This window comes from Streptomyces sp. NPDC003327, assembly GCF_053589515.1.
Genome location: NZ_JBSFSA010000032.1, coordinates 68700 through 80559, shown reverse-complemented (window position 1 = coordinate 80559; position 11860 = coordinate 68700). Strand labels below are relative to the sequence as shown.

At 73.4% G+C, this 11860-nt stretch carries 12 protein-coding genes, 2 tRNA genes and 1 pseudogene; 3 read left to right on the top strand and 12 right to left on the bottom strand.

Annotation, left to right across the window (positions count from 1 at the left end; genetic code table 11):
* Positions 1 to 111 precede the first annotated feature (111 nt).
* A pseudogene (locus tag ACWDVG_RS22690) lies at positions 112 to 1353 on the top strand (long-chain-fatty-acid--CoA ligase); the annotation flags it as partial.
* Positions 1354 to 1500: 147 nt separating this feature from the next.
* On the opposite strand, the gene ACWDVG_RS22685 reads toward ACWDVG_RS22690, so the two are convergent.
* On the bottom strand, positions 1501 to 5190 hold the full coding sequence (locus tag ACWDVG_RS22685) for a PAS domain-containing protein (RefSeq protein WP_451701177.1): 3690 nt from the start codon (positions 5188 to 5190) through the stop codon (positions 1501 to 1503).
* Positions 5191 to 5391: 201 nt separating this feature from the next.
* Positions 5392 to 5811, bottom strand: a complete 420-nt coding sequence (locus tag ACWDVG_RS22680; protein ID WP_451701176.1) for an SSI family serine proteinase inhibitor — start codon at positions 5809 to 5811, stop codon at positions 5392 to 5394.
* 272 nt (positions 5812 to 6083) lie between these two features.
* On the opposite strand from ACWDVG_RS22680, the gene ACWDVG_RS22675 reads away from it, so the two are divergent.
* Positions 6084 to 6174, top strand: a tRNA-Ser gene (locus tag ACWDVG_RS22675).
* Positions 6175 to 6440: 266 nt separating this feature from the next.
* Positions 6441 to 6513, top strand: a tRNA-Arg gene (locus ACWDVG_RS22670).
* A gap of 87 nt (positions 6514 to 6600) precedes the next feature.
* On the opposite strand, the gene ACWDVG_RS22665 is transcribed toward ACWDVG_RS22670, so the two are convergent.
* From ACWDVG_RS22665 to ACWDVG_RS22620, 10 genes are all read right to left on the bottom strand, one after another.
* Positions 6601 to 7833 (bottom strand): site-specific integrase, encoded by a 1233-nt coding sequence (locus tag ACWDVG_RS22665; RefSeq protein ID WP_451701175.1) that lies wholly within the window; start codon positions 7831 to 7833, stop codon positions 6601 to 6603.
* A complete protein-coding gene (locus ACWDVG_RS22660) occupies positions 7830 to 8036 on the bottom strand; it encodes an excisionase family DNA-binding protein (RefSeq protein WP_399911395.1) in 207 nt (68 codons plus the stop codon). Before ACWDVG_RS22660 ends, ACWDVG_RS22665 begins: the two co-directional genes overlap by 4 nt.
* Positions 8024 to 9436 (bottom strand): replication initiator protein RepSA, encoded by a 1413-nt coding sequence (gene repSA / locus ACWDVG_RS22655; RefSeq protein WP_451701174.1) that lies wholly within the window; start codon positions 9434 to 9436, stop codon positions 8024 to 8026. The genes ACWDVG_RS22660 and repSA overlap by 13 nt, the downstream gene beginning before the upstream one ends.
* A complete protein-coding gene (locus ACWDVG_RS22650; protein WP_451701173.1) occupies positions 9433 to 9630 on the bottom strand; it encodes a hypothetical protein in 198 nt (65 codons plus the stop codon). Before ACWDVG_RS22650 ends, repSA begins: the two co-directional genes overlap by 4 nt.
* The gene (locus ACWDVG_RS22645; protein WP_451701172.1) at positions 9627 to 9812 is read right to left on the bottom strand and encodes a hypothetical protein; all 186 of its coding nucleotides are present in this window, start codon (positions 9810 to 9812) and stop codon (positions 9627 to 9629) included. Before ACWDVG_RS22645 ends, ACWDVG_RS22650 begins: the two co-directional genes overlap by 4 nt.
* 92 nt (positions 9813 to 9904) lie before the next feature.
* Entirely contained in the window at positions 9905 to 10453 is a 549-nt protein-coding gene (locus ACWDVG_RS22640; protein ID WP_451701171.1) for a GGDEF domain-containing protein, read from the bottom strand.
* A 5-nt stretch (positions 10454 to 10458) separates the two neighbouring features.
* Positions 10459 to 10761, bottom strand: a complete 303-nt coding sequence (locus ACWDVG_RS22635) for a SpdD-like protein (RefSeq protein WP_451701170.1) — start codon at positions 10759 to 10761, stop codon at positions 10459 to 10461.
* A 12-nt stretch (positions 10762 to 10773) separates the two neighbouring features.
* Complete coding sequence (locus tag ACWDVG_RS22630; RefSeq protein WP_451701168.1) at positions 10774 to 10929, bottom strand: hypothetical protein; 156 nt, start codon at positions 10927 to 10929, stop codon at positions 10774 to 10776.
* A 19-nt stretch (positions 10930 to 10948) separates the two neighbouring features.
* Positions 10949 to 11137, bottom strand: coding sequence for a mobile element transfer protein (locus ACWDVG_RS22625; RefSeq protein WP_451701167.1), 189 nt, complete (start codon positions 11135 to 11137; stop codon positions 10949 to 10951).
* A 20-nt stretch (positions 11138 to 11157) separates the two neighbouring features.
* Positions 11158 to 11856 carry a DUF2637 domain-containing protein gene (locus ACWDVG_RS22620; protein ID WP_451701166.1) on the bottom strand — a complete coding sequence of 233 codons (699 nt, stop codon included), beginning with the start codon at positions 11854 to 11856 and terminating at the stop codon, positions 11158 to 11160.
* Between the last annotated feature and the right edge of the window lie 4 nt (positions 11857 to 11860).

Here is an 11860-nt window from a genome sequence, read left to right as displayed (position 1 = left end):
CCCTCTTTTAAATGATCCCCCCCCCCCCTATAAAAACACCCCCCAAAACACACTCTTCCCCTCCCACCCTCTCCCTCACCCCCGCTCCCCCCCAACCCCCCGCCGGTGGACCACGTCGAGGCCGCGGGGCCCGGCGACCGCTCCCTCCTGGACGGCGCGGCGCCGCGCGTGCACGAGTACGAGGAGCTGATCGCCGGCCGCCCGACCACGTACGACTGGCCGGAGCTCGACGAGCGCACGGCCGCCGCCATGTGCTACACCTCCGGCACCACCGGCGACCCGAAGGGCGTCGTCTACTCCCACCGGTCGATCTACCTGCACTCCATGCAGGTGAACATGGCCGAGTCGATGAGCCTCACCGACAAGGACACGACCCTGGTCGTCGTCCCGCAGTTCCACGTCAACGCCTGGGGCCTGCCCCACGCCACGTACATGACCGGCATCAACATGCTCATGCCGGACCGTTTCCTCCAGCCGGCGCCGCTCGCCGAGATGATCGAGCGCGAGAAGCCGAGCCACGCCGCCGCCGTCCCCACCATCTGGCAGGGCCTGCTCGCCGAGGTCACCGCCCGCCCCCGCGACCTCTCCTCCATGAAGCAGGTCACCATCGGCGGCGCGGCCTGCCCGCCCTCCCTCATGGAGGCGTACGACCGCCTCGGCGTCCGCCTCTGCCACGCCTGGGGCATGACCGAGACCTCCCCCCTGGGCACGATGGCCCACCCGCCGGCCGGGCTCGGCCCCGAGGAGGAGTGGCCGTACCGCGTCACGCAGGGCCGCTTCCCCGCCGGCGTCGAGGCCCGGCTCGTCGGCCCCGGCGGCGAGCACCTGCCCTGGGACGGCGCGTCGGCCGGTGAGCTGGAGGTCCGCGGCACCTGGATCGCCGGCTCGTACTTCGGCGGCGTCGACGGCGAACCGCTGCGCCCCGACGACAAGTTCAGCGAGGACGGCTGGCTCAAGACCGGCGACGTCGGCGTGATCAGCCCCGACGGCTACCTGACCCTCACCGACCGCGCCAAGGACGTCATCAAGTCCGGTGGCGAGTGGATCTCCAGTGTCGACCTGGAGAACGCGATCATGGCGCACCCGGAGGTCGCGGAGGCGGCGGTCGTCGCCGTACCGGACGAGAAGTGGGGCGAGCGCCCGCTCGCGACCGTCGTCCTCAAGGAGGGCGCGACGGCCGACTACGAGACGCTGAGGGCCTTCCTCGCCGACGAGGGCGGCATCGCCAAGTGGCAGCTGCCCGAGCGCTGGGCGATCGTGCCGGCGGTGCCGAAGACCAGCGTCGGCAAGTTCGACAAGAAGGTGATCCGCCGGCAGTACGCGGAGGGCGGGCTGGACGTGACCCAGCTCTGAAACAGAGAGAAGGGGAGGGCGCCCGCCCTCCCCTTCTCCGTGTGCACGTGCGGCCGCGGTGCCTAGGGGGTGTCTTGTCGATCAGGCCGGATCAGGGAGCGTGCGTGCCAGCCGCCGCGAGCCCGGCATGATCGGCGAGACACCCCCCTAGTTCGTGCCGATCTTCGCGAGCAGGTCGACGATCCGGGCCTGGACCTCCGCGCTGGTCGACCGCTCGGCCAGGAAGAGGACGTTCTCGCCGGAGGAGAGCTTCGGCAGCTCGTCCTCGTCGAGGTCGGCGGAGGTGTACACGACGAGCGGGGTGCGGTTGAGCTGGCCGTTCGCCCGGAGCCAGTCGATGATCCCGGCCCGGCGGCGGCGCACCTGCATGAGGTCCATGACCACCAGGTTCGGCCGGATCTCCGTCGCCAGGGTGACGGCCTCGGTGTCCGTGGCCGCCCGCACCACCTGCATCCCGCGCCGCTCCAGGGTGGCGGCGAGCGCCTGCGCGATGTCGTCGTGCTCCTCGATCACCAGCACCCGGGACGGATGCTGCTCGCTGTCGCGGGGCGCCAGCGCCTTGAGGAGTACGGCGGGATCGGCGCCGTACGCGGCCTCCCGGGTCGCCTGGCCGAGCCCGGCCGCGAGCAGCACGGGCACCTCGGCGGCGACGGCGGCCTGGCGCAGCGACTGGAGCGCGGTACGGGTGATGGGCCCGGTCAGCGGGTCGACGAAGAGCGCGGCCGGGAAGGCGGCGATCTGCGCGTCGACCTCCTCGCGGGAGTGCACGATCACGGGCCGGTAGCCGCGGTCGCTCAGCGCCTGCTGGGTGGCCACGTCCGGCGCAGGCCAGACGAGCAGCCGGCGCGGGTTGTCGAGCGGCTCCGGCGGCAGTTCGTCGTCGACGGGCAGCGGGGCGGGCCGGTTGGCGACCTCGACCGCGCCGCCGGGGCCGTCGAGCGGCTCGGGCCCCTCGGCGGAGCCCGCGGCCGGGGCCCCTATGGCGTAGGCACGGCCCCGGCCCTCGGAGGGCGCGGGCGCGGACACGAGCCCGAGCTGCGGTACGGCCTGCTCGGTCTCGGTCGCCGCGGGAGGTGCGGCCGGTGCGGGGGCGGTCGTGGGCGGGGTGGCCGGGACCGGCGGGTCGACCTCCGGCGGGGTGGCGAGCTTGCGCCGCCGCCCGGAGCCGTTGGAGGGAGCGGGAGCAGGCGCGGGTGAGGGTGCGGGTGCGGGGCCGGTGGCGCCCGGCGGCACGAAGGGGACGCCCTGACCGAGGGTCCGCACGCTGAAGGCCCGCCCCTGGGTCGAGTCCTTCGGCATGGGCAGCTCGGGCGGCAGCGGTACGGAACCGGTGCCGGTCCCGGTTCCGGTGCCGTTCGCGGCCCCGGACGCGGTCCCGGCGCCCGTCCCGGTGCCGTTGGCGGCCGTCGTGGCGCCGGCGGCCTGCTGCGGCAGGGGCTGCGGCAGCGGCTGCCCGGGCGCGGGCGGCGCGGGCACGGGAAGCGGGTGGGGCTGCGGCGGCGTGTGGTCGGCGCCCGGCAGGCTGCGGGCCGTCTCGTGCCGCGGCTCGTCGGCGGCGTCCGGCGTCCGGTCGGCCTCGGCCGGCGGCAGCGCGAACGGTGTGCGGGGCCCGGCCTCGGCGGCTGCCGCCCGCTCCTGGGCGGCGGCCAGCGCCCTGCGGCGCCGCCCGGTCGGCCGGCCTTCCTCGCCGGAGGCGGTCGCGGGCAGGGCGGCGACGGCCGGGGAGGGGGCCCCCGCCGGGTCGGCGACGACCCCCTGCGGCGGCACGGCGGCACCGAGCGCGGCCCGTCCCTGGGCGCCCTCGGCCGCGGTCACCACGGAGCCCTCGGCGGGCCGCCCACGGCGCCGCCCGGTCGGCTCGACGGCCCCGTGCGCGGCACCGTGCGCGGTGGCCCCGGTGACGGACCCGTGCGCGGTGACGGGCTCGGAGCCGGTCTTCTGCTGTGCGGGGATCAGCTCCGCCGCGCCGGACGCCGGACCGTGCCCGGTTCCGGACGCGGGTACGGGGCCGTGCCCGGTTCCGGGGCCGTGAGCCTCCGTCGTACGGGCACGGCGTCGTCCGCCGCCGGAGCCCTCGGCGCCCTCGGGCGCGACCGCGCTCTCCAGGAACGCGTCCGTGGAGGAACGCCGCGCCCGCCGCCGCCCGCTGCCCTCGGCCGCGCCGCCCGTGGCCGCCCCGGCCGCGCCCCCGAGCGTCTCGGGCGATGCCGGGCCCGCCTGCGCGGGCAGCGCCGGGGTCCCCGGCAGGTTGGGCTGGGGCTTCGGTTCCGACGACGGCACCGTGCCCCGGCCGGCGCCGATCGGCACCTCCAGGACGTACGCGCCGCCGCTCGTCCCGGGCACCTCGTGGGTCTGCACGACACCGCCGTGCGCCGCCACGATCCCGCGCACGACGGGCCCGTGGACCGGGTCGCCGCCCGCGTACGGCCCGCGCACCTCGATCCGTACGACGTCCCCGCGCTGTGCGGCCGCGACGACGATCGTCGAGTCCGACGGCGGGGCGCCCGGGGCGGTGGCCCGGGCCCTGCCGGTGGCGTCGACCCCGGCGACCTCCGCGACGAGGTGCGCGAGGGCGGTCGTGAGGCGGGCCGCGTCCACCTCGGCCTCGATCGGCGGGGCGTGCACGGCGAACTGGGCCCGGCCCGGGCCGATCAGCTCGACGGCCCCGTCGATGCCCGCGGTCACCACCGCGTCGAGGAGCGCGACCCGCTTGTCGAGCTTCTCCGCGCCCGCGTCGAGCCGCTGGTAGCCGAGGACGTTGTCGACGAGGGTCGTCATCCGGGCGTACCCGGCGGCGAGATGGTGCAGCACCTGGTTGGCCTCGGGCCACAGCTGCCCGGCGTCGTCCGCGGCGAGCGCGCCGAGCTGGGCGCGCAGCTCCTGCAGGGGGCCGCGCAGCGACTCGTCGAGGACGGCCGTCAGCTGCTCGTGCCGGGCGGCCAGCGCCGCGTACTTCTCCGCCTGCTCCTCGCGCTCCGCCGCGTGCCGCTCGGCGCGGTCGGCGAGTTCGGCGGCGTGCTTCTCGACGAGCTGCTCGTACGGCCTGCGGTCGGTGAAGGTCATCACCGCGCCGACGAGCTGGTCCCCGTCCCGTACCGGCGCGGTCGTCAGGTCGACCGGCACCCGGTCGCCGTTCTTGGCCCACAGCACCTGGCCGCGGACGCGGTGCTTGCGCCCGGACTTGAGCGTGTCGGCGAGCGGCGACTCCTCGTACGGGAAGGGCTCGCCGTCCGGCCGCTTGCTCAGGATCAGGGGGTGCAGCTCGGCGCCGCCGAGCTCGCCGGCGCGGTAGCCGAGGATCTGCGCGAAGGCGGGGTTCACGAGGACGACCCGGCCCTCGGTGTCCGTGCCGACGACGCCCTCGGCGGCGGCGCGCAGGATCATCTCGGTCTGCCGCTGCGAGCGCGCGAGTTCGGCCTCGGTGTCCAGGGTGCCGGTGAGGTCCCGGACGACCAGCATGAGCAGCTCGTCGCCGGTGTAGCCGCTGTACGAGTCGTACGCCTCGCGGCCGTCCTCCAGGTTGGCGCTGGTCACCTCGACGGGGAACTCGGCGCCGTCCGTGCGGCGCGCCATCATCCGGGTCGGCTTGGTGCGGCCGCGTTCGTCGGCGTCGTCGGGGCGGCGCATCGAGCCGGGGATGAGCCGGGAGTCGAAGGCGGGCAGCAGGTCGAGGAGACCGCGGCCGACGAGCGCGGTGCCGGGCGCCTCGAACATGCCGAGGGCGATGGTGTTGGCGTTGACGACCGTGCCGTTGGCGTTGACCAGCACGAGGCCGTCGGGGAGGGCGTCGAGTATGGCTGCGAGGCGAGCAGCGCCTCGGGATGGCCTGCTGCTCACGAGACGCTTCCTCCCTGACCCACTGCACTTGCCTCTTGCACTTGCCTACCGGTCGGCGGGCCCCATCTTGCCCCTCGGGCCGCAGCCTGTCACTGAGGGGAGTCTAACGGCGCGCGGGGGCCGGTCCCCCGGCCGGAGCGTCACCGGATCTTCACCTCTTCACGAGAGCCCGGAGGTCGTCACCGGGCCGTCACCGGACCCTCACCCCGGGACGCCGGGGAGCACCGGCTTCAGGTTCTCCCAGCGGTTGATCTCGCAGCCGTTGGCGCGGGAGAAGCGGGCGTCGATCTCACGGCCCAGCCAGGTCCCCGTCACATGGGCGACGGCCTCCCCGCCGTACATCTGGGTGCAGAGGGCGTCCTCGGACACGGGCGCGAACGGGTCCTCGCCGGACTTCGCGAACCCGTCGAGCCGCGTGCAGGCGTCCGTGGCCCTCGGGTGGGTCCCGCCGGGCCGGTCGTCGCAGGTCAGCTCGTAGGTGCCGTCCATGTGCCCGCTCTTGCTGACCGACACGGTGAGCGCGTCGGGCTGTGAGAGGAGGGGGAGGGGCGGCAGGGGGCCGAGCCCGGCGGTGCCGACGGCGGTGGTGGCGAGGGACGCGAGGACGAGGCGGCGCAGCATACGGACCTCCATGGGCCGGGAACGCGGACGAGAGCGGGGCGGACGACCACGGGGACGGCACGCCCGCCCCTTTAACGCTCCCGGAGCCGGTCCGTTGCGCAAGCGGGGTGCGCCGGGTGGGGCCGCGGGCCGCTCCGGGCGGGGCGCGCGAGGAGCCGTGGGGGGCTTTGCCCTCGACCCCGGAGGGCTAGTACGGTGAAAGCGATTGGTGACACCCGGCTCGCCTGTGTCATCATCTGCACGCACCACTCGCGCCTGCGCGTGTGATGCATGGAGGCGTCGCCTAGTCCGGTCTATGGCGCCGCACTGCTAATGCGGTTTGGGTCTTAAAGCCCATCGAGGGTTCAAATCCCTCCGCCTCCGCCCCACCGAAGCCCCGGCCCCACCAGGCCGGGGCTTCACCCGTTCCCGGCCTCCTTCTCGGCCGCACCCCGCACTTTTTTCGCCCGCCCCGGTCCGCCCGACGTCGGCCCCCGGCACCTGCCCCGGCTCCCCCGTCCGACGTTTTCGCAGGTCACAAGGGGTGTGGCCAATGGATTTCACATGACGGCGGCAGTCATGTAATGTTCTTCCTGTCGCCGCGAGCGGGTCGAAAGACCGGGGAGCGGAGGACGAAAACAAAAGAACAAGCACTCGTAGCTTAACGGATAGAGCATCTGACTACGGATCAGAAGGTTGCAGGTTCGAATCCTGCCGAGTGCACACAGGTGAGAGGCCCGGACGAGAGTCCGGGCCTCTTGCGTTGTCGGGCTGTACAGCAGCGAAGTACAGCAACCGTGCCAAACGCGCTCAGCCGATGGCGGTCCCGCCCATCACGTCGGACAGCTTGCCGATCGCGGTACGCACCTCTTCCTCGCTCGCCTCGGCGTAGACCTCCATCGTCATGGCGATCTGCGAGTGTCGAAGGATCCGCTGCGCCACCTTGGGGTGGACCTTGAGGGCGACCAGGAGCGAGCTGCACGTGTGCCGGGTGTTCCGGAGCGGGATCACCCGGAGGCCGGCGCGACGGGCCCGCAGGGCGAACATCCGGGTCAGGTTCCCCGGCTCGATCGGGGTGCCGTACTTGGTCGTGAAGACGAGCCCGCGGCCGTCCTGCCACAGTTCGCCGGCCGCCTTCCGGTCCCCGAGCTGCTGAGCGCGCCGCATCCGAAGCGCCTTGAGACAAACAGCGGGCAGCGGCAAGAAGTCGTCCGACTCCTCGGTCTTGGTCTCCCGGTGGAGGAGCTGGCGTCCGGCCCGCTGGATCTGGTGGTCCACGTAGATCTCTCCGGTCTCGAAGTCGACCGACTCCCAAGTCAGGCCCAGGACCTCACCACGGCGGAGCCCGAGGCACAGCACGAGCATCCAGGCCGCGAAGAGGTGATCGTCCCGGTCGGCCGCGTCCGCGAGGAACTGACCGGCCTCGGCGACGGACCACGGCTTGATACGGCGCCGGCGCGGCTTGGGGACCTTCACGAGGGAGGCGACGTTCTTCCCGATCTCCTCCTCGGTCACGGCGTGCGTGAGCGCTGCCCGGAGGGCGTCACGGGCGCCCTGGACGACCCGACGGGACGGGTACGACTCACAGCACTCCCCGACGGCGCAGCACTTCCGACGGCCCGGCTCCCGCTTGGCGTCCTTCCCCTGCGCGCAGCACTGGCAGATGCCCGCGAGCTTGGTCAGCCACTCCCGCACGTCGCGCACGGTCAGCTTGTCGAGCCGCTTCGTACCGAGGTGCGGGGCGATGTACAGCCGGACGTACCCCTCGTATGAGACGTACGAGAGAGGGGCCAGGTTGGGCTTCACGATCGAGTCGAGCCAGTAGGCGAGGAACACGGCGAGGGTGCGGTGCCGGGTGGCCACAGGCCCCTTCTTCGCCTCGGCGTGGAGGGCGAGCCACTTCTCGTGGACCTCGTCCCGGGTCTTGCCGTACGCGTACTTCCTGGCCCGCTTCCCATCCGGCTTGGTCACCCAGACGTAGGCCGCGTACCCGTTCTTGTACGGGTAGATGGACCCCTCGCCGTTCCCGCGCTTCCCGCTCATGCGGCCCACCCTTCGGCGCCGGCGGCGACGCGCTCGACGTACTCGTCCACCCACGCGGGGAGGATGCGGCGGTTGCGGCCGACCTTCACGGAGCGGATCTCCCCGGTGAGGACGAGCATTTTCGTCTTGGACAGGCCGAAGCCGAGCATCTCGGCGACCTCGGCGGTGGTGTGCCACTTCCGCTCGATGACTACGGCAGCCATGTGTTTTCCCCTTCCAGATCGTTGAGTTCGCCCCGCAGCTCGCGGGCGTGTTCGCGGTTGTGCTGAAGGTCGCGGCGGATGTTGGCGGCGAGCCAGGACTCACCAGGTGTGGCGCCGTGGCCGGCGTAGGCCCAGTGGGCGACGACGAGGAGGGTGGACTCCGGGTGTTCGTCGGGGTCGGGCAGGCCGAGGGCGGTGCGTTGCTGGGCGGCGCGGTAGTCGGCGCGGACCTGGCGTAAGGCGCCGAGGGTGGTGGAGTAGGCGCGGGATTTGGTGGAGAAGTGGCCGCGGAAGCCGAGCATGTGGGCCCAGGCGCGCAGGCGGCGGTCCGGGTAGGCGGCGTCGAGGTCCATGCAGGCTTCCATCAGCAGCCGGGGGTGGTCGGGGACGTCGAGGAGGATGAGGGCTTCCTTGTTGCCGACGGGGTGGTCGACGGTGCCGGTGGTCTCGGCGGCTTTGGTGGCGTACTTGGCGACGTAGGCGGCGACGGCCTGTTCGGTCAGTTCCTCGCCCTGGCCGAAGGCGCCGATGGGCTGGACGTCGAGCTGGGTGCCCCAGGTGAGGACGAGGTCCTGGGCGATGCCGTGGGCGGGGGCGGCGTCGACGGTGACACGGACGCGGGCGGCGGCCGCGTGGATGGCGTCGGTGAGGAGGTCGAGGGTGGCCCAGTGCGGGGGCGGGGTGTGCGGTCCGTCGGGGCCGTCGAAGCGGATGACGGCGTGGAAGTGGACGGCCCCGCGCTTTTGGTACTCGGCGACCTTGCCGAAGGAGACGCGGGACTGTTCGCGGGCGGCTTTCTGGGTGAGGCCGGCGCGGGCGGCGATCTCGCGGCGGAGGTAGATCGTGAAGTATCGCCACAGCTCGGAGGCGTGGTTGTTCCACAGCACCGCGCCCGCGTAGTCGTACGTGGCCGGGTCGAGCGGGGTCCCGAGTTCGGGCGCGTCCTCGGGGTGCTGGGTGCCGCAGCGGCAGGGGCGGGTGCCGGGGCGGTTGTGGACCGGGCCGAAGGACGGGGCGGTGAGCGTGGCGAAGACCCGGGGGTGTTCGCGGATCGTCTCGGGGGTGCCCTTGTCGGGGTCGCCGGTGAGTCCGGCGCGGATGAGGTGGTAGGTGTCGCCGGCGTAGGTCCAGGCGCAGGCCGGGCAGCGGGAGGCCCGGCGGTTGCCGCAGGCGACGCGGAGGACGCCGCCGGGTTCGGCGTCGGTGTTGTACGCGTGGATCACGGTGCGGGTGGCGGGGTCGAGGAGCTTGGTTCCGCCGGTCAAGCGGATGGGGGCGGTGCAGCCGCCGGTACGGCGGAGTTGTTCGGTGAGGCGGTCGAAGCCGGGGGACCCGGCGACCCGGAGCAGGTCGCTCAGGGTGGCCGGGTCCAGGCCCGCCGCGAGGGCGGAGTCGGTCACCAGCGGCGTCCCTTCTTCGGGGTGTTGACCGAGGCGTCCACGGGGCCGGTGATGTTCTTGGAGGGACGGCCCCACGAGCCCTTACGCGGCTGCTTCGCTTCCGGCCGGTGGGCGTCGTGCGTGTTGTGCGCGTCGACCAGCTGGCCGACGGGGTTCTCCTCGTCGAGAGGCGTGCGGCGGAAGGGGATCCTCATGCCGACACCTCCGCGCGGCGCATGAGGCGGGCGGTGTCGCTGCCGGTGCCCTTACAGGCGGGGCAGGTGGTGGCGAGGGTGCGGCGCCGGCCGTCCGGGGTGACGGTGCCGGTGGTGATGTGGACGACGGGGAAGCCGTCGCAGTAGCGGCAGACACGCTGGGCGGGGGTGTTCTCGGGCATGATGAGTGCTCCCTTTCGGGTCCGGTGGATCTGGAATGGGGTGAAGGCGCCCGGGGCGGCGGTCTTTGGCGAGAGAGCCGCCCCGGGGGCCGCTAGCGGGTGTTGCGCCTGGCGTGGCCCTTGACCGCGTACATCGACGCGTCGGCGGCCGAGAGGGCGTCGGTCAGGATCGGGACCGGCAGCTGGTTGCGGTGGCAGTGGCCGACCGAGGCGGAGATCGGCAGGACGTGCCCGCGGTGGGTGACCGGTGCGTCCAGCGCGGCCCGGAGTGTGGCAAGCCCGGGGGTGCGGGCGGGGTCGGTGACGATGGCGGCGAATTCGTCTCCGCCGAGGCGGGCGGCGATGCCGTGCTGGCCGCACCAGGTGGTGAGCCGGTCGGCGGTGGCGGTGAGGACCGTGTCTCCGGCGGCGTGGCCGTGGGTGTCGTTGATGGCCTTGAAGTCGTCCAGGTCGACCAGGAGCACGAGCGTGTTCGGGTGCTTGGCCATGAGGTGTTCGGCGCGGGTGGTCCATCCGGCGCGGGTGTGCAGGCCGGTCAGGGGGTCGCGGCGGGCGGTGGCCAGGCGGCGCCAGAGCAGTCCGCCGTGCAGGGCCCACCCCAGGGCCGGTAACCCGGCGGCGGCGATCGTCTGCGTGTCCACGGCGGTTACCGGCCCTTCTGCATGTCGCGGACCAGGAGGCGGAGCACGACCGCGACGACGGCGATGGACGCGGCGCTGATGGCGACGGCGAGGAGCATGGAGACCAGGACGGCGCCGACGACCAGGACGATCGCGCCACCGCCGACGGCGAGGGCGACCGCGCTGCCCGGGGTGAGCTGAACCGAGGTGCGGCTCGGGACCGGGGCCGGGACGGAGGCGGCGGCCGGGGTAGTCGTGGGCTCGATGTCGGCCGTCGGGGTGTGATGTCCGGGCGGGAGCGGGTTGACCGGTATGCGGGGCTGGAGCATGACGGGGTCTCCCTACTTGGCGATGGGGTCGAGGAGCGGGGTGAGGAGGCTGTCGGCGAGGAGGTAGCCGCCGAGGAGGAGGATGGCGACGAGCCACCAGGGCGGGCGGATGAGCTTGATTCCGAGGCCGCCGATGACGATCAGGGCGAGCCAGAGCGGGACGTCCACGGGAGGGGCTCCTTCGGGTTCAGCGGGGCTGGCAGCGGTGGGTGCGGGCGGCGAGCTCGGCGGCGGCGCGGGTGTTGTAGTCGGCGGAGAAGTCGCAGCCGGAGGCCGTGCACACGGCGGTGTGCTTGGTCCGGCCACGGCCGTCGCGGTGGGTGCCGACCTGCACCGGGCCGAGCTTGATGACGTTGTGGAAGCGGTTGGGTCGCACGGGCCTTGCTCCTTCCTGGGTCAGGCGAGCTGGAGGGCGATGGAGTCGGCGAGGGCCGGGGGCAAGCCGTGGCGGGTGCGGAGGGTTTCCGCGTCGATCGGCCGGCCGGTCTGGGCCCGATGGGCGTCCGCGATCTTCTGGGCGTGAGCCATCAGCGCGGGCGGCACCACCACAGCAGGCACGGGCTCGGATGCGGGTGCGGGCTGTTCTTCCTGCGGTTCGTGTTCCGGCTGGGTCTCCGCCGGTTCGGGTTCGGCCGGCGGGAGTTCGGGGGCCGGTTCCGGGGCCCGCTCCACGGTCACTTCAGCGACCGGTTCCGGGACCGGTGCAGGTTCCGGGGCCGGGGTGGGTTCGGGGTGGGTGTGGGCGTGGGCGAGGAGGGTGCCGCCGAGGAAGGCGATGGCGGGCCATCCGGCGACGAGGATGCGCAGCCAGGCCGGGACGTCGTTCATGTCGAGGAGTCCGGCGGTGGCGACGTTGGCGCCGAGGGACGCGATGAGGGCGATGGCGAACCAGAGCCAGGCGTCCCGGTTGCCGGTGTCGGTGCGCATCCGGCGCCAGGCGGCGACCAGGAGGAGGTCGACGGAGACCGGGTAGGCCCACGCCTTCCATCCGTCCTGTCCGGCAGCTGCGGCCAGGTCGTGAAGGTGGGCGAAGGACAGGGCCCCGGCGATGACGGCCTGGATCAGGACGGCGTCGAGACGGAAGGGGCGGAACACGCGG